Source organism: Pseudomonas sp. PAGU 2196 (assembly GCF_022179005.1).
Lineage (GTDB): Bacteria > Pseudomonadota > Gammaproteobacteria > Pseudomonadales > Pseudomonadaceae > Aquipseudomonas > Aquipseudomonas kermanshahensis.
Genome location: NZ_BNTL01000020.1, coordinates 24,659 through 42,629 on the forward strand (window position 1 = coordinate 24,659; position 17,971 = coordinate 42,629).

General features: G+C 62.5%; 12 protein-coding genes. 11 read left to right on the top strand and 1 reads right to left on the bottom strand.

The window, feature by feature from the left end; genetic code table 11:
- The first annotated feature begins 70 nt into the window (after window positions 1-70).
- From rpmE to MFF34_RS17750, 3 genes are all read left to right on the top strand, one after another.
- On the top strand, window positions 71-286 hold the full coding sequence (rpmE, locus tag MFF34_RS17740) for a 50S ribosomal protein L31 (protein ID WP_027592349.1): 216 nt from the start codon (window positions 71-73) through the stop codon (window positions 284-286).
- A 2-nt stretch (window positions 287-288) separates the two neighbouring features.
- Complete coding sequence (locus MFF34_RS17745) at window positions 289-1,110, top strand: thermonuclease family protein (protein ID WP_238215595.1); 822 nt, start codon at window positions 289-291, stop codon at window positions 1,108-1,110.
- Window positions 1,111-1,288: 178 nt separating this feature from the next.
- The gene (locus tag MFF34_RS17750) at window positions 1,289-2,557 is read left to right on the top strand and encodes a malic enzyme-like NAD(P)-binding protein (RefSeq protein ID WP_027592351.1); all 1,269 of its coding nucleotides are present in this window, start codon (window positions 1,289-1,291) and stop codon (window positions 2,555-2,557) included.
- 904 nt (window positions 2,558-3,461) lie between these two features.
- Here the strand turns inward: MFF34_RS17750 and MFF34_RS17755 are convergent.
- On the bottom strand, window positions 3,462-5,912 hold the full coding sequence (locus MFF34_RS17755; protein WP_371918104.1) for a penicillin-binding protein 1A: 2,451 nt from the start codon (window positions 5,910-5,912) through the stop codon (window positions 3,462-3,464).
- A gap of 181 nt (window positions 5,913-6,093) precedes the next feature.
- Here MFF34_RS17755 and pilM point away from each other — a divergent pair, with 181 nt between their 5' ends.
- The 8 genes from pilM to gltB all read left to right on the top strand — a co-directional run bounded on the left by pilM (window position 6,094) and on the right by gltB (window position 17,871).
- Window positions 6,094-6,957: a type IV pilus biogenesis protein PilM gene (gene pilM / locus MFF34_RS17760; protein ID WP_238215597.1), complete on the top strand. Its 864-nt coding sequence runs from the start codon at window positions 6,094-6,096 to the stop codon at window positions 6,955-6,957.
- The gene (locus MFF34_RS17765; protein ID WP_027592354.1) at window positions 6,954-7,490 is read left to right on the top strand and encodes a PilN domain-containing protein; all 537 of its coding nucleotides are present in this window, start codon (window positions 6,954-6,956) and stop codon (window positions 7,488-7,490) included. Before pilM ends, MFF34_RS17765 begins: the two co-directional genes overlap by 4 nt.
- A gap of 29 nt (window positions 7,491-7,519) precedes the next feature.
- Window positions 7,520-8,503 carry a pilus assembly protein PilP gene (locus MFF34_RS17770; RefSeq protein ID WP_238215599.1) on the top strand — a complete coding sequence of 328 codons (984 nt, stop codon included), beginning with the start codon at window positions 7,520-7,522 and terminating at the stop codon, window positions 8,501-8,503.
- A complete protein-coding gene (locus tag MFF34_RS17775) occupies window positions 8,427-9,695 on the top strand; it encodes a type IV pilus secretin PilQ (protein ID WP_238215601.1) in 1,269 nt (422 codons plus the stop codon). Before MFF34_RS17770 ends, MFF34_RS17775 begins: the two co-directional genes overlap by 77 nt.
- A gap of 4 nt (window positions 9,696-9,699) precedes the next feature.
- Entirely contained in the window at window positions 9,700-10,218 is a 519-nt protein-coding gene (aroK, locus tag MFF34_RS17780; protein WP_027592357.1) for a shikimate kinase AroK, read from the top strand.
- A 96-nt stretch (window positions 10,219-10,314) separates the two neighbouring features.
- Window positions 10,315-11,412 (top strand): 3-dehydroquinate synthase, encoded by a 1,098-nt coding sequence (gene aroB / locus MFF34_RS17785; protein ID WP_238215603.1) that lies wholly within the window; start codon window positions 10,315-10,317, stop codon window positions 11,410-11,412.
- A 15-nt stretch (window positions 11,413-11,427) separates the two neighbouring features.
- Window positions 11,428-13,053 (top strand): SPOR domain-containing protein, encoded by a 1,626-nt coding sequence (locus tag MFF34_RS17790; protein ID WP_238215605.1) that lies wholly within the window; start codon window positions 11,428-11,430, stop codon window positions 13,051-13,053.
- A 372-nt stretch (window positions 13,054-13,425) separates the two neighbouring features.
- Window positions 13,426-17,871 carry a glutamate synthase large subunit gene (gene gltB / locus MFF34_RS17795; RefSeq protein ID WP_238215607.1) on the top strand — a complete coding sequence of 1,482 codons (4,446 nt, stop codon included), beginning with the start codon at window positions 13,426-13,428 and terminating at the stop codon, window positions 17,869-17,871.
- Window positions 17,872-17,971: the final 100 nt, after the last annotated feature.

A 17,971-nucleotide genomic window follows, 5' to 3' on the forward strand; every position in this document is an offset into this window, starting at 1 on the left:
TCGCCGCCTAATTACGTGCGGTATTCAACAATTGGTGTTGGGTGGCGGCACGCAGCTCGAGGAAGTGACCATGAAAGCAAATATTCATCCGAACTACGAAGTAGTTGCAGTCACCTGCAGCTGCGGCAACAAGTTTGAAAGCCGTTCGACCCTGGGTAGCACCCTGTCGATCGACGTTTGCAACCTGTGCCACCCGTTCTACACCGGTAAGCAGAAAGTCCTGGACACCGGTGGTCGCGTACAGAAGTTTGCCGATCGCTTCGGCATGTTCGGTGCCAAGAAGTAATAATGCGCATGGCGAATCCCTCGGGTTTCGCGCTGTTGCAAAAAAAAGCGCCCCTTGTGGGCGCTTTTTTTGTGGGTGCGATTTGGCATCTTCCTGCCCTGGCGTTCTGTCCGCTGCCGGCCAATCCTCAGCAGGTAGCAGTGCGGCAGGTGGTGGATGGCGATACCCTGCGCCTGACCGACGGCCGCAGCGTGCGCATGATCGGCATCAACGCCCCGGAGATTGGTCGCAAAGGGCGGACCAGCGAGCCCTATGCCGAGGCGGCCAAGCGGCGCTTGCAAGCCCTGGTCAAAGCCAGTGACGGGCGTGTAGGGCTGGTGCAAGGCGTCGAGGGCAAAGACAAATACGGCCGCACACTGGCGCACATCTACGGCCGCACTGGCAACAATCTAGAAGCACAACTGCTCAGCGAGGGGCTCGGCTACCGCGTTGCCGTTGCCCCCAATGTGCGCCTGGTGGGGTGCCAACAATTGGCCGAGCAAGCGGCGCGTAAGGCGGGTGTCGGGCTGTGGCGCAGCTCCCCGGTGCTGCGCGCACGGGATGTCAGGCAGTCTGGGTTCGCTGTCATCGGTGGCCGAATCGAGGCAGTTGAACGTAACCGCGGCGGCGTCTGGCTGACCCTGGATAGCACCGTGGTGCTGCAGGTTCCCGCTCGTCTGCAACGCAACTTCCCGGCCAGCTTCTTCGATAATCTCAAAGGGCGCCAAGTCGAAGCGCGTGGCTGGGTGCTGGATCGTTCCCGCAAGGGTGGCCTGAAGCCCGGTCAGCGACGCTGGGTGTTGCCATTGACCGATCCGAGCATGTTAGAACGCATTTCAGGCTGAAAAGATGTAGACATTTCGGTATTGGATTGTACACACTGTGATTCGTATGCCCCGTGGGTTATAGCGTAAAGTCGTAGGCTAAAGGCCTTGACACAAGTGACCGACCAGTCTTGTGACTCCCCGGCTCTTTGCGTATCCTCGGCGGTCCGTCAGAACAGTAAATAGCGGAATGCCCACCATGTCAGACCTGAAAACCGCCGCTCTCGAATACCACGCTCAACCTCGTCCGGGGAAACTGAGCGTCGAGCTCTCGAAGCCCACCGCCACCGCCCGTGACCTCGCCCTGGCCTACAGCCCAGGTGTTGCAGAACCCGTGCGCGAAATCGGCCGTGATCCAGAGCTGGCCTACAAATACACCGGTAAAGGCAACCTGGTTGCGGTGATTTCGGATGGTACTGCCATCCTCGGTCTGGGCGACCTCGGCCCACTGGCCTCGAAGCCGGTCATGGAAGGCAAGGGTGTTCTGTTCAAGCGTTTCGCTGGCATCGACGTGTTCGACATCGAAGTCGAGTCGGAAAGCCCGCAAGCTTTCATCGACACCGTTCGCCGCATTTCGATCACCTTCGGTGGCATCAACCTCGAAGACATCAAGGCTCCAGAGTGCTTCGAAATCGAGCGCACCCTGATCGAGCAGTGCGACATCCCAGTCTTCCACGATGACCAGCACGGCACCGCGATCGTCACCGCGGCCGGCATGATCAACGCCCTGGAAATCGCCGGTAAGAAGCTGGAAGAAGCCAAGATCGTCTGCCTGGGTGCCGGCGCTGCCGCCATCTCGTGCATGAAGCTGCTGGTCAGCATGGGTGCCAAGGTCGAGAACATCTACATGATCGACCGCAGCGGCGTGATCCACGCTGGCCGCGACGACCTGAACCAGTACAAGGCGCAGTTCGCCCACGCGACCGACAAGCGCACCCTGGCTGACGCCTTGAACGGTGCTGACGTGTTCGTTGGCCTGTCCGGCCCGAACCTGCTGAGCGCAGAAGGCCTGAAGTCGATGGCGGCCAACCCGATCGTGTTCGCTTGCTCGAACCCCGATCCGGAAATCTCCCCAGAGCTGGCTCACGCCACCCGTAACGACGTGATCATGGCCACCGGTCGTTCCGACTACCCGAACCAGGTCAACAACGTACTGGGCTTCCCCTTCATCTTCCGTGGCGCCCTGGACGTACGTGCCAAGCGCATCAACGAAGAAATGAAGATTGCCGCCGCCATCGCCCTGAAAGACCTGGCCAAGCTGCCGGTGCCTAAGGAAGTTTGCGAAGCCTACGGCGTAGAAGGCCTGGAATTCGGCCGTGAGTACATCATTCCGAAGCCTCTGGATGCCCGTCTGATCACCGTTGTTTCCGATGCTGTCGCCAAGGCTGCTATCGAGTCCGGTGTGGCGACCCTGCCGTATCCTAAGCACTACCCGCTGAACAGCGTGGATGAAGTGTTCAACGGCTGATTCTGGTCGTAAGTACAAAAAGCCCCGGCTCGTGAGAGTCGGGGCTTTTTCGTGTAATGGGGTGTCAGACGTTTCTGTTTTGAGTGTGCCCCCAGCTCTTGCCGAGGAGTATCAATCAATATGGTGCATAACGTGATCGGATAGCTTTCCAAAGGATCTGTTGTGCCAGCCTATTTCCCCTCCCTTACCATCTGTGGTCAGGTCTTTCATTTTGCTCACCTTGAGCCTTTCACCTTCATGTTTCACAGTGAGCGAGCCAATCGGCAGCTGCGGGTGAGAGTGACTTTTTCTAACCACTGTTTCAGTAAGGCATATGATCCTAAGGCCCAGCCCCTGGTAGGTCCGATTATTCGCGATGGCCGTCAGGAGCGAACATTTTGTTTGGTTCGTTACCGTCTCTCTTTCAGGCTCAGGGGTGTAATCGAGGGTTTGCAGGCGTCAGGAGTGCGAGTCTATGAAACAGCCACGGGGCGGAATTGGTGCTACTCGATACTCGTGGAAGACCCACAGGGGCCGTACCATGTGTTCTTCGAAGTACGGCGCGCAACAGGGGGTCAAAAGCAGTGGCAGGAGCTTAGGCTGGTTGTCGAAAGTGCTTACCATCAAGGTGAGCAGGGTGGTCCCGTATTGAGGGGGCGCATGCTGTTCACCCTGCTTTGCAGCAAGGTGTACTTGCAGCAACCGACAGCGACTAGGCGTTGAAGCTTCGGGCACAAAAAAAGACGCTCAAGGCGTCTTCTTTTGTTGCTTAAAGCAGATCCGGACACCACTTGCGAACCGCCTTGCGCGATTACGGCCTAGGCCGCTGGGAAGCGCTCAATCTCATCCGGTCAGTCGCTTCGAAGTGCCAAATATAAGCACTGATACGGCGTACGTCAATCTCGGATGAGATCCCTATCTCCGATCAGAACAGGTCCATCGGCGCCGCTTCATCCGCCGGCAGCGGGCTTCCCGGTGCCGCGCCGTTGCCCAGTTCATCCCCGGATGGTGGCGAGTCTTCGGCCTTGAACAGCTCGAAGTAGGCGTTAGGCGTGCCCGGCGAGGCCGCGCGGCCGCTGACCGGGTCGACACGCAGGCTAAGGATGCCTTCCGGCTCAGCCGGTACGTGGTTGGGTTTGTCCTTCAGCGCAGCACCCATGAAACTCATCCAGATCGGCAGCGCTGCAGTGCCACCGTATTCGCGGCGGCCCAGGGTCTCGGGCTGGTCGAAGCCGACCCATACCGTGGTCACGTAATCGGCGTTGTAGCCGGAGAACCAGGCATCCTTGGACTCGTTGGTGGTACCGGTCTTGCCGGCCAGGTCGGTGCGGCCCAGGGCCAGCGCACGGCGGCCAGTGCCCCGTTTGATCACGTCCTGCAGCATGCTGGTGAGGATGTAGGTGGTGCGGCCGTCGATGATCTGTTCCGCCACTGCCGGCGTTTGCGGTGCTGGCGTGACTTGGCCAAAGGCGGCCGGCGCCTCGCCCGGCATGGCTGCGGTGCTGATCGGCTGCTCTGGCGCGGCAAGGCCTGCCTGGTCCTGGGCGCCTTGCGGCACGCGGGGTGGGTTGGCGGTGAACAGGGTCTCGCCGCTGCGGCTCTCGATGCGGTCGATCAAGTACGGGGTGATCTTGTAACCGCCGTTGGCAAAGGTGCTCCAGCCCGTGGCGATTTCCATCGGCGTGAGGGTTGCGGTGCCCAGTGCCAGCGACAGGTTGCGCGGCAAGTCCTGCTTGTTGAAGCCGAACTTGGCGATGTAGTCGATGGTGCGGTCGACGCCCATGGCCTGCAGCAGGCGGATCGATACCAGGTTGCGCGACTTGTACAGCGCCTCGCGCATGCGGATCGGGCCGAGGAAGGTGTTGGTGTCGTTCTTCGGCCGCCAGACCTTGTCCAGGTACTCGTCGACGAACACGATCGGTGCATCGTTGACCAGGCTGGCCGCGGTGTAGCCGCTGTCGAGCGCCGCGCTATAGATGAAGGGCTTGAAGCTCGAGCCAGGTTGGCGCTTGGCCTGCATGGCACGGTTGTAGTTGCTTTGCTCGAACGAGAAGCCGCCTACCAGCGCACGAATGGCGCCGTTGTAAGGGTCGAGGGTGACCAGCGCGCTTTGTGCGCCCGGCACCTGGCTGAACTTGAGCTTGCCGTCGTCCAGGCGCTGCAGGCGCACCAGGTCACCTACCTGGGCAACATCGGCGGGGCTTTGCGGTGCGCGGCCCTGGGAATTGCTATTGAGGAACGGGCGCGCCCACTTCATGGTGTCCCAGGCGACGGTTTCTTCCTGGCCGCTGCGGGTCAGCACCTTGAGGTCGGTCTTGTCGACCTGGGTGACGATGGCCGGCTCAAGACCGCCCAGGGTGCGCTGCTTGCTCAGTTCCAGCAGCCAGGCCGCGTGGGTCTTGCCTGGGAAGCGTGCCTCGGGGCCACGGTAACCGTGGCGTTCATCGTAATCGGAAAGGCCCGTGAGAATGGCTTTGTTGGCCATCTCCTGCATGTCGCTCGGCACGGTGGTGGTGACGCGGAAGCCCTCGGTGTAGGCATCGCTGCCATAACGGCCGACCATCTCGGCGCGGGCCATCTCGGCGACGTACGGGGCATTCACCTCAGGTGTCGGCACGTGATAGCTGGCGTTGAGCGGCTCGGCCAGGGCGGCCTGGTAGCTGGCCTGGTCAATCTTGCCGAGCTTGTACATGCGGCCAAGAATCCAGTCGCGACGCTCTTTGGCGCGCACCGGGTTGGCCAGGGGGTTGAAGCGCGAAGGTGCCTTGGGCAGGCCGGCGATCATCGCCATTTGCGCCAGGCTCACGTCGCGGATCGACTTGCCGTAATAAACCTGTGCGGCGGCATCGATGCCGTACGCCCGGTTGCCCAGGTAGATCTTGTTCACGTACAGCTCAAGGATTTCGTCCTTGGTCAGCTCACGCTCGATCTGCAGGGCCAGCAGAATCTCGTTGGTCTTGCGCGAAAAACTGCGCTCGCTGGTGAGGAAGAAGTTCTTCGCCACCTGCATGGTGATGGTGCTGCCGCCGGTCTGGATGTGGCCGGTTTTTACCAGCTGAGTCGCGGCGCGCATCAGGCTGCTGGGGTCAACGCCGTAGTGGTTGAGGAAATTGTCGTCCTCGGCTGACAGAAGCGCCTGGATAAATTGTGGGGGGATTTCCGCGAAACGGATCGGCGAGCGGCGCATTTCGCCGAACTCGGCAATCAGCTTGCCGTCGCTGCTGTACACCCTGAGGGGGATCTGCAACTGGATGCTTCTGAGGGACTCGACCGAGGGCAGGCTAGGGCTAAGATACAGAAACGCACCGCTCACACCGAGTACGAGCGCGCTAATGACTGCGACGGAAGACCACCAGAAGAACTTCAGCAGACGTATCAAGGCTTTTGGGCGTCCAGGTTGATAAGTGAATTGCGTACGGGTCCGGCGGACCAAAAACGCTGGGCATTATAAGCATTTTTTCGCCTTGCCGGGTGACCGGCCAGGTGGCCCGTCGAACCGTTTGGCCGCTGAGGCCTAGTGCTGACGCGGGTTTGCGGCATACAGCAAAGGAACAGCGATGCTTGGACGTTTCGGCATGGATGCCGGTTCACTCTTGGGGGTGGAAATTGCCCCCGACTCCGTTCGGATTGTGCAGCTGCAGCGACGCAAGGGGCGTTGCCAGGTCGCGGCCTGGGCGCACGAGCCGTATGAACCGTACAGTGGGGCTGATTGGGCGACCGACCCTGCCCGGCTAGTGGCTGCGTTGCGCCGTGCCTGCAGGCGCAGCGGCAGTCGGCAGCGGCGCGTTGCGGTGGCGCTGCCGGCAAATCAGGTGATCTGCAAGGTGTGCCAACTGCCAGCGGGCCTGAGTGAAGCCGACATCGAGGCCCAGTTGCTGGCTGATGCGGATCGCCTGTTTCCATTTCCGCTTGATGATCTGGCGCTGGACTTCCAGTTGCTCGGGGCCTCCGAGGCCCAGGCCGATTGCCAGGAGGTCATGGTGGCTGCCTGTCGCCAGCGTGCGCTGGAGCCCGTTGAAGCCCTGCTTGATGCAGCCGGGCTGCAGGCCGAGGCGATGGAGGTCGACAGTATCGCGTTGCGGCGGATGTTGCCGCAGGGCGCGCTTGCGGGTTCGGCATTGCTGCGCATCGAAGCGCAAGGCGCGACGCTGCATTGTTGGCGGCAGGGTATGCCCGCGCAGCGCCGCGAAGTGCACCTTGGCCAAGCACTTGGCCAATGGCCGGTGCTTCTGGGCGACGACAGTCAACTGGAATGCGTGCTGGTCGCTGGCAGTTCACCGATCGAGCAAGCGTGGCTGGATAACCTGAGTGCAGAGGTGAAGCTGCCCTGTCGGCCCCTGCCTTCTATTGTGGGGTTGGAGCCTGGTGGGGGCGAGATGCTCTTGGCATGCGCCTTGGCGCTCGGAGGCATGCAGCCATGATGCGTCTGAACCTTTTGCCCTGGCGCGAGCGGCAGCGCCGGTCGATGCTTCGGCGCTTTCAGTGGATGTTGCTTGGCAGTGCGGCGCTGGCCCTGTGCGCCGTGATGCTGATCGATCAACTGGCACGCCAACGTGCGCAGCAGCAAGGGTTGAGCACTGTTAGCCGTCAATCCGCCATTGCGCTGCTGGATGAACAATTGGAGCAGCACGCTGAAGTGCGTGCCGCCCACGATGCTGCCCAGGCACACGCTGCGGTGTTGGCCAGCCTGCGCGCCGATCAAGGTGTATTCCCCGCGTTGCTTAGCGACCTGGAGGCCGCGTTGCCTGCTGGTCTGCAGCTTACTGAGCTCACGTTGGCAGGCGGCCGTTTGCAGGTGACCGGCCAGGCCGCGTCCGGTGCTGTGGTCGCTCAGTTCATGCGCGACCTCGAGCGGTCCGCGGTGCTGCAAGGCCTGGAGCTAAAGCATGTGAAGCACCTGCCTTCGGGCGATGAGTTTGTCCTGACAGCGCGTGTGTCGGCGTTTTGGTCGTGAATGCAGTCTGGTGGGGGAGCTGGCAGGGCATGGCCGAACGTTCCGCTCGCTTCAGGTGGGGCGCTTCGGTCGGTTTGGGTGTGTTGGTGCTGGCGCTGGGGTGTGGGCTACGCCTGCCGGAGTTGCGGCACGCCCATGGGCAAGTGAATGCGCAGCATGAGCAGTTGAGCGAGGAACATTCGGCCAAGGCAGCGCAGGTGCGGGAGCTGGCACGCATGCGCGCTGCGCTGGCCGCCGCACAGCAGGCGCTGCACGTTGCCCGGTGGCGTCTGGCCGCAGGCGAGGGCATGAGTGACCTGCTCGATTCGCTTGCCGCCTCAGGGCATGAATTTGGCCTGCTGTTCGAGCGGCTCGATGTGCATGAGGCGGTGGAGCAGGCGCACTACCGAACCATTCCCCTCGATGTTCAGGTGGTGGGCCGGTATGCAGCACTGCGCCTGTGGTTGGATGAATGGCTTGGGCAGCTGCGGCTGCTGCGCGTGAGTGACCTGAGCATCAACGAAGTCGATGGGCGGCCTGGATTGTTGCGCGTTCGCCTGAGGGTTCACGCGCATCATGCCGATGCTACGACGCCGGCCGTTGCGTCGTTGGCAGATTTGCCCGCTCGGGCAGTGGCCGTGCCGCCGTTGGTCGATCCGTTCTCCGCAGCCCCGGCGAAAGTGGCACCTGGCGAATTGGGCCGTGTGCCCTTGGCGCAGCTGGAAATGGTTGGGAGCCTGGCGCAAGGCGGCGCGCATGAAGCGCTGTTGTTGTCTGCAGGCCAGTTGTATCGCGTGCGCCTGGGCGACCGGCTCGGGCGCGATGAGGGTGTTGTGGTGCACATCGACGAGCAGCGGGTCGACGTGCGCGAGCGGTGGTTCGTGGCGCGTGAGTGGCATGAGCGCACAGCTGTACTCACCCTCCGAAAACCCCTGGACAAGGAGGTCATGGACAAGGATGAAAAGGCTATGGAGAGGGGCGGCGGCGTTCGTCTTGTCGATCCCGCTGGCGACGGCAGCCCCCACTCGGGGTGAGCCACTGTCGCTGAACTTTCAGGATGTGCAGGTGCGCGCCGTATTGCAGGTGCTGGCAGACCATGCCGGCGTGAACCTGGTTGCCAGCGATTCGGTGCAGGGCAATATCACCTTGCGGCTTCAGGATGTGCCCTGGGAGCAGGCGCTGGATTTGGTGCTGCGCAGTAAGGGCCTGGCACGGCGTGAAGAGGGCAATGTACTGCTCGTGGCGCCGGCGGCGGAGCTTGCCGGGCAATCACTCGACGCCCGACTAGGCCAGGCGCTGGATGCGCAATTGCAGCCGCTGCAGCGTGAACTGATGCCGATCCACCATGCCGTAGCCTCCGAGCTCGCAGAGCTGTTGCTGGCAACCCTGGCAGACGACGGCATCCTCACTGGGCGAGGCAGTTTGAGCGTGGATGCGCGCACCAATACCCTGGTGGCCTACCAGCCCGCTGACCGCCTTGCCGAGCTGCGCCACCTTGTGGCGCAGCTGGATGTGCCGGTGCGTCAGGTGGCAATCGAGGCACGCATCGTCGAGGCCAATGTCGATTACGAAAAGAGCCTTGGGGTGCGTTGGGGTGGGCCCTTGTATGGTGAGAACGTAAGGCCAGGCAAGGAGCTGTTCGTCGACCTTGGGGTGGAGCGTGCCGGCTCCAGTGTCGGCCTGGGCCTGCTGCGTGGGGGCATCCTGCTGGACCTTGAGCTCAGCGCCATGGAAAAGAGCGGCAATGGCGAAATCATCTCGCAGCCCAAGGTGGTCACGGCCGACAAGGAAACGGCCAGGATCCTCAAAGGTACCGAGGTGCCTTACCAGGAAACCAGCAAGAGCGGCGCCACGTCCGTGTCGTTTCGCGAAGCATCCCTGTCGCTTGAAGTCACCCCGCAGATTACCCCGGACAATAAGGTCATCATGACGGTCAGGGTGACCAAGGACGAGCCTGATTACGTCAATGCTTTGAACAACGTACCGCCGATCCGCAAGAACGAGGTCAATGCCAAGGTTCGCGTGGCGGACGGCGAGACGATCGTGATCGGTGGCGTCTACTCGACCACGCAAAACAATGTGGTCGACAAGGTGCCATTTTTCAGCGATCTGCCGTATGTTGGGCGGCTGTTTCGACGCGATGTATTACAAGAGAAAAAATCCGAGCTGCTGGTCTTCCTGACTCCGCGTATCATGAGTGACCAGGCGATTGCTGTGAGTCGTTGATTCTGTGCGAAATTTGATACTTGTGGGGCCAATGGGCGCTGGTAAAAGCACCATTGGACGCCTATTGGCCAAAGAGCTGCGCCTGCTGTTCAAAGATTCCGACAAGGAAATCGAACTGCGATGCGGCGCCAACATCCCGTGGATCTTCGACAAGGAAGGCGAGCCGGGCTTCCGTGACCGTGAGCAGGCGATGATCGCCGAGCTCTGCGGGCTCGACGGCGTGGTCCTGGCCACCGGCGGCGGCGCGGTAATGCGCGATGCCAACCGCCAGGCGTTGCGCCAGGGCGGCCGGGTGATCTACCTGCATGCTTCGGTTGAGCAGCAGGTTGGTCGCACCGCACGTGATCGCAATCGCCCCCTGTTGCGTACCGCCAACCCGGAAGCGACCCTTCGCGCCCTGCTCGAAGCGCGTGATCCGCTCTACCGCGAGATCGCCGACCTGGTCGTTGAAACCGACGAGCGGCCACCGCGCATGGTGGTGATCGATATTCTCGAACGCTTGCAGCAGTTGCCGCCCCGATAAGCCGGGACTATTCTCGGCCACCAGCGCCGAGGCGAGGTTCAACTTACCGCGTGCGTCGCCCAAGCGGCGCCGCGCCCAAGTACATTGTGGGGATACATGCAGACACTAAAGGTCGACCTGGGCGAGCGTAGCTACCCGATCTACATTGGCGAAGGCCTGCTGGACCAGCCCGAGTTGCTGGCGCCGCACATTGCCGGGCGGCAGGTCGCCATCGTTTCCAACGAAACCGTCGCGCCTCTGTACCTCGAACGCCTGGCCAAGACCCTGGGTGCCTATTCGGTGCTGCCCGTGGTGTTGCCTGACGGCGAAGCCCACAAGAACTGGGAAACGCTGCAATTGATCTTCGATGGCCTGCTCACTGCCCGGCACGACCGTCGTACCACCGTGGTGGCCCTTGGTGGCGGTGTGATTGGCGACATGGCTGGCTTTGCCGCTGCCTGCTACCAGCGCGGCGTCGATTTCATCCAGGTGCCGACCACCCTGTTGTCCCAGGTCGACTCTTCGGTCGGCGGCAAGACCGGTATCAACCACCCGCTGGGCAAGAACATGGTCGGTGCCTTCTATCAGCCCAACGCGGTGCTGATCGACACCACCAGCCTCAAGACCCTGCCGGCGCGTGAGCTGTCCGCAGGCCTGGCCGAAGTGATCAAGTACGGCCTGATCTGCGACAAGCCGTTCCTTGGTTGGCTCGAAGACAATATGAAGGCCCTGCGTGCCCTGGACTCCACGGCCCTGACCGAAGCCATCCGCCGTTCCTGCGCAGCCAAGGCTGCGGTGGTCGGTGCCGATGAGCGCGAATCCGGCGTGCGGGCGACCCTGAACCTTGGGCATACCTTCGGCCATGCCATCGAAACCCATATGGGCTACGGCGTCTGGCTGCACGGCGAAGCCGTGTCGGCGGGCACGGTGATGGCCCTGGAAATGTCCATGCGGCTCGGCTGGATCGACCAGACCGAGCGCGATCGCGGAATCCGCCTGTTGCAGGATGCAGGTTTGCCGGTGGTGCCACCACAGGAAATGACCCCGGCGCATTTCATGGAGCACATGGCGGTCGACAAGAAGGTGCTCGACGGGCGTCTGCGTCTGGTGCTGTTGCGCCAGATGGGCGAAGCCGTGATCACCGACGACTATCCGAAAGAGATTCTTCAGGCCACGCTGTCGGCGGATTACCGCGCGATCGTGGCCCAGCTTTGAGGTTGTGACAGCGCAATGACCAGTTTGCATGCCGATGAGGCCTTTCTCGACCATTACCAGTTGAGCCACGATCCGTTCGCGCCCCGCGTGCCCGGCTTCAAATTCTTCCCGGCACAGCGCAAGCCTGTGCTGGGCCAGCTGCATCACCTGGCCCGTTACAGCCAGCTGATGCTGGTGGTCACCGGCCCCCTGGGTAGCGGCAAGACCTTGCTGCGCCAGGCCCTGGTGGCCAGTACCAACAAGCAATCGGTGCAGAGCGTGGTGGTGTCTGCCCGTGGCGCCAGCGATGCGGCCAGCGTGCTCGCCCAGGTCGCGCAGTCGCTTGAGGTCGCCCAGCCTGAGGTCCAGGCCATACTGTCGAAGGTGGTGCAACTGGCGCTGACCGGGCAGGAAGTCTATTTGCTGGTGGACGATGCGGAACAACTCGACGAGTCGGCACTCCAAGCGTTGCTGGAGCTGGCGGCGGGTGTTCCGGAAGGGCGCCCGCACGTGTTCCTGTTCGGCGAACCGTCGCTGATTGCCGGGCTGGATGAGCTGAGTATCGAGGAAGAGCGTTTCCACGTTATCGAGCTTGCCCCGTACAGCGAAGAGGAGACCCGCGAGTACCTGGAGCAGCGTCTGGATGGCGCTGGCCGGGGCATCGAGGTGTTCACCCGCGAACAGATCGTCGATATCCATGAACACTCCGACGGTTGGCCTGGCACAATCAACCAGGTCGCCCGTGACACTTTGATCGAAGCCATGATCGCCAGCCGCTCGACGGCCAAGCGACCATCCATGGGGTTGAAAATGCCTAAGAAACATGTGCTCGCGCTGTCCGCTGTGGTCGTGGTCGCCGTTGCTGCCGCGGTTCTCATGCCCAAGAAAGGCGACAAGGCACCTGCCGAGGTGCCGGCCGCCCAGGCTCAATTGCCATTAGGTGAAGGCCAGCCGGGCGCCGCCCAGGCCAATAATGGCAACCCAGCCATCGAATTCTCCGGCTCGTCGCAGCCGATGCCACTGCCGCTGGTAGGGCAGTCGCAGCCGGTGATGCGCGAACCATTGGCCCAGGCCGCTGGCATGGGGGATGGCGAAGAGGGCAGCCCGGCCGGCAATACCGCGCTGCAGCCTGGCAACCCGCCGACCGTGACCACCATCGCTCCGCCGCAAGGCGTGCCTGCCGGCCCAGCCCCGACGCTGTCGAAGCCGACTGCCAGTGCACCGGTTCAGCCGGTTGCGCCTGCGCCAAAACCGGTCGCAACCCAGCCTGCAAAACCGGTTGCACCTGCTAAGCCTGCGCCTGCGCCAACCCAGGTCGCCTCAGCCAAGCCAGCTGCCAAGCCTGTCGAGAAGCCTGCGGCTACCGCCAGCAGCGGCGGTGGCTGGTATGCAGGCCAGAAACCGGGCAATTACGTGGTGCAGATCCTCGGCACCAGCTCCGAAGCCTCGGCCCAGGCCTTCGTCAAAGCCCAGGGTGGCGACTATCGCTACTTCAAGAAAAACCTGCAGGGCAAGCCGTTGTATGTCGTGACTTACGGCAGCTTCGCCAACCGTGACGCAGCGGTTGCGGCAATCAAGAACTTGCCAGCGAAGGTCCAGGCTGGTAAACCTTGGCCACGTACCGTCGCCAGCGTCCAACAAGAGCTGGCCACGGCCCGCTGATACCTGCCGGGCGGCACCACCCCGCCGCCCAGTTGCTGAGCGAATTCTAGCTTTCGACTAGCCTGCTGCGCCCGAGCGCGGCAGGCTTTTCTGTCCCAGGCTGCCGGCCACAAGCCTCTCTTGCAGTCATGGCTGAAACGCTTCAGACTCGAGCCAAGCCGCTATCACGGCGCATGGCGCAAAAACATTCAAATTCGCGACATAAATTTTCAATGGTGAGACATGAAAATTTGTGGGCATCGCTGTCGCTGTGCAACAATGGTTTTCCATGACCACCGCAAAAAAGCTGGCGTTTGATCGGCGTGGATGGTAAGTGGTTGTTAAAAAAGAGATTTGCCTCCGTTGAGAGGTGAACCTGGTGAGAAAGTGTCTATGAAAACAGGTCTGTACCATCCCGAAGAATTCAAGGACAACTGTGGTTTTGGCCTGATCGCCCATATGACGGGCGAGCCAAGTCACCACCTTCTGCAAACCGCCATGCAGGCACTGACGTGCATGACCCACCGCGGCGGTATCAACGCCGACGGCAAAACCGGTGACGGTTGCGGTCTGCTCATGCAGAAGCCCGATCAATTCCTGCGGGCCGTGGCCCAGGAACAGTTTGCCGTCGAGCTGCCCAAGCAGTACGCCGTCGGCATGGTGTTCTTCAACCAGGACCCGGTCAAAGCAGAAGCCGCCCGCGCCAACATGGACCGCGAGATCCTCGCCGCTGGCCTCAAGCTGGTCGGCTGGCGCAAGGTGCCGATCGACACCAGCGTGCTGGGTCGCCTGGCGCTGGAGCGCCTGCCGCAGATCGAGCAGGTGTTCATCGGCGGTGAAGGCCTGAGCGATCAGGAATTCGCCATCAAGCTGTTCAGTGCCCGTCGTCGTTCGTCCGTGGCCAACGCTCACGACACCGACCACTACATCTGCAGCTTCTCGCACAAGACCATCATCTACAAAGGCCTGATGATGCCGCGCGATCTCGCGGCGTTCTATCCAGACCTGGGTGACGAGCGCCTGCAGACCGCGATTTGCGTGTTCCACCAGCGCTTCTCCACCAACACCCTGCCGAAATGGCCGCTGGCGCAGCCGTTCCGCTTCCTCGCCCACAACGGCGAGATCAACACCATCACTGGCAACCGTAACTGGGCCATGGCCCGTCGCACCAAGTTCGCCAATGACCAGATCCCTGACCTCGAAGAACTCGGCCCGCTGGTCAACCGTGTGGGCTCCGACTCGTCGAGCATGGACAACATGCTCGAGCTGATGGTCACCGGTGGCATCGACCTGTTCCGCGGCGTGCGCATGCTGGTACCGCCGGCTTGGCAGAACGTCGAGACCATGGACGCCGACCTGCGCGCCTTCTACGAATACAACTCCATGCACATGGAGCCGTGGGATGGCCCGGCCGGTATCGTCATGACCGAAGGCCGCCACGCGGTGTGCCTGCTCGACCGTAACGGCCTGCGCCCGGCGCGTTGGGTGACCACCACCAATGGCTACATCACCATCGCGTCGGAAATCGGCGTATGGGACTACAAGCCTGAAGACGTCATCGCCAAGGGCCGTGTCGGCCCGGGCCAGATCTTCGCCGTGGACACCGAAACCGGCCAGATCCTCGACACCGACGCCATCGACAACCGTCTGAAGTCGCGCCACCCGTACAAGCGCTGGCTGCGTCAGCACGCCACGCGTATCCAGGCGACCTTGACCGACGACCAGGGCGCGGCCAGCTACGATGCTGACCAGCTCAAGCAATACATGAAGATGTTCCAGGTCACCTTCGAAGAGCGTGACCAGGTGCTGCGCCCGCTGGGTGAGCAGGGCCAGGAAGCGGTCGGCTCGATGGGTGACGACACGCCGATGGCTGTGCTGTCGCAGCGCGTGCGTTCGCCGTATGACTTCTTCCGCCAGCAGTTCGCGCAGGTCACCAACCCGCCGATCGACCCGCTGCGCGAAGCGATCGTCATGTCGCTGGAGATTTGCCTGGGCGCCGAGCGCAACATCTTCCAGGAATCCCCGGAGCATGCCTCGCGGGTCATCCTCAGCTCGCCGGTCATCTCGCCTGCCAAGTGGCGCTCGCTGATGAACCTGGAGCGCGAAGGCTTCGACCGCCAACTGATCGACCTCAACTACGAGCAAGGCGTCGGCCTGGAAGCGGCCATCCGCAACATCGCCGACCAAGCCGAAGAAGCGGTGCGCAGTGGCAAGACTCAACTGGTGCTGAGCGACCGTTACATCGCCCCGGGCAAGTTGCCGGTGCACGCTTCGCTCGCCGTGGGTGCCGTACACCACCGCCTGACCGAGCAGGGCCTGCGGTGCGACAGCAACATCCTGGTCGAAACCGCTACCGCCCGTGACCCGCACCACTTCGCTGTGCTGCTGGGCTTCGGTGCCTCGGCCGTCTACCCGTACCTGGCGTACGAAGTGCTGGCCGACCTGATCCGTACCGGCGAAGTGCTGGGCGATCTGGACGAGGTGTTCAAGTATTACCGCAAAGGCATCTCCAAGGGCCTGCTGAAGATCCTGTCCAAGATGGGCATCTCCACCATCGCTTCGTACCGGGGTGCGCAGCTGTTCGAAGCCATCGGCCTGGCCGAGGAAGTGGTCGGCCTGAGCTTCAAGGGCGTGTCGAGCCGCATCAAGGGTGCGCGTTTCGAAGACCTGGAAAGCGACCAGAAGCTGCTCGCAGCCGAAGCCTGGAGCGCGCGCAAGCCGATCCAGCAAGGTGGCCTGCTCAAATTCGTCCACGGTGGCGAATACCACGCCTACAACCCGGATGTGGTCAACACCCTGCAGGCGGCTGTGCAGCAGGGCGACTACGCCAAGTTCAAGGAATACACCTCGCTGGTCGACCAGCGCCCGGTGTCCATGATCCGCGACCTGCTCAAGGTCAAAGTGGCTGACCAGCCGCTGGCGATCGAGCAGATCGAACCGTTGGAGGCCATCCTCAAGCGCTTCGATTCCGCCGGTATCTCGCTGGGCGCTTTGTCGCCAGAAGCCCACGAGGCGCTGGCCGAGGCCATGAACCGCCTGGGCGCGCGTTCCAACTCGGGCGAGGGCGGTGAAGACCCGTCGCGCTACGGCACCGTGCGCAGCTCCAAGATCAAGCAGGTGGCCACCGGCCGCTTTGGCGTGACCCCGGAATACCTGGTCAACGCCGAAGTGCTGCAGATCAAGGTAGCCCAAGGCGCCAAGCCGGGTGAGGGCGGCCAGCTGCCAGGCGGCAAGGTCAACGGCCTGATCGCCAAGCTGCGCTACGCGGTACCGGGCGTGACCCTGATCTCGCCACCGCCGCACCATGACATCTACTCGATCGAAGACCTGGCCCAGCTGATCTACGACCTCAAGCAGGTCAACCCGCAGGCGCTGGTCTCGGTCAAACTGGTCGCCGAAGCAGGCGTGGGTACCATCGCCGCCGGCGTGGCCAAGGCCTATGCCGACCTGATTACCATCTCGGGCTACGACGGCGGTACCGGTGCTTCGCCACTGACCTCCATCAAGTACGCGGGCGCACCGTGGGAGCTCGGCCTTGCCGAAACCCACCAGACCCTGCGCGGCAACGACCTGCGCGGCAAAGTGCGGGTGCAGACCGACGGTGGCCTGAAAACCGGCCTTGACGTGATCAAGGCGGCCATCCTCGGCGCCGAGAGCTTCGGCTTCGGCACCGCGCCGATGATCGCCCTGGGCTGCAAATACCTGCGTATTTGCCACCTGAACAACTGCGCCACCGGCGTCGCCACCCAGAACGACAAGCTGCGCAAGGACCACTACATCGGCACCGTCGACATGGTGATCAACTTCTTCACCTTCGTCGCCGAAGAGACCCGCGAGTGGCTGGCCAAACTGGGTGTGCGTAGCCTGGGCGAGCTGATCGGCCGCACCGACCTGCTCGACATCCTGCCAGGCGACACCGAGCGCCAGCAGTACCTGGACCTGTCGCCGCTGCTGGGCAGTTCGCACATTCCGGCGGACAAGCCGCAGTTCTGCGAAGTCGACAAGAACCCGCCGTTCGACAAGGGCGAGCTGGCCGAGAAAATGGTCGAAATGGCCATGCCGGCGATCCGCGACCAGTCCGGTGGCGAGTTCAGCCTCGACATCTGCAACTGCGACCGCTCCATCGGTGCGCGCATCTCGGGTGAGATCGCCCGCTTGCACGGCAACCAGGGCATGGCCGCTGCACCGATCACCTTCCGCTTCAAGGGCACTGCGGGCCAGAGTTTCGGCGTGTGGAACGCCGGTGGCCTGAACCTGCACCTGGAAGGCGACGCCAACGACTACGTCGGCAAAGGCATGACCGGTGGCAAGGTCACCATCGTGCCACCTGCCGGCAGCCCGTTCGAAACCCAGCACAGCGCCATCGTCGGCAACACCTGCCTGTACGGTGCCACTGGCGGCAAGCTGTTCGCCGCCGGTACCGCGGGCGAGCGCTTCGCTGTGCGTAACTCTGGCGCCCACGCTGTTGTCGAGGGCACTGGCGATCACTGCTGTGAATACATGACCGGCGGCTTTGTCTGCGTCCTGGGCAAGACCGGTTACAACTTCGGCTCTGGCATGACCGGCGGCTTCGCCTACGTGCTCGACATGGACAACAGCTTCGTCGACAAGCTCAACCATGAACTGGTGGAAATCCAGCGCATCAGTGGTGAAGCGATGGAGGCGTACCGCAGCCACCTGGCGCGCGTCCTTGGCGAATACGTGGACGAGACCGGCAGCGAGTGGGGGCGTGAGCTCTTCGAGAACCTGGACGACTACGTGCGGCGCTTCTGGCTGGTCAAGCCGAAGGCGGCCAACCTCAAGCAACTGCTGTCCAGCACCCGTGCCAACCCGCAGTAACAACAGCTGCAAGTGGCAAGCCTCAAACTGCGAGTAAACGCAGTGCGAGGTTTGCCGGACCCAAGTGATCGACTTGCAGCTTGCGGCTTGTAGCTTGCGA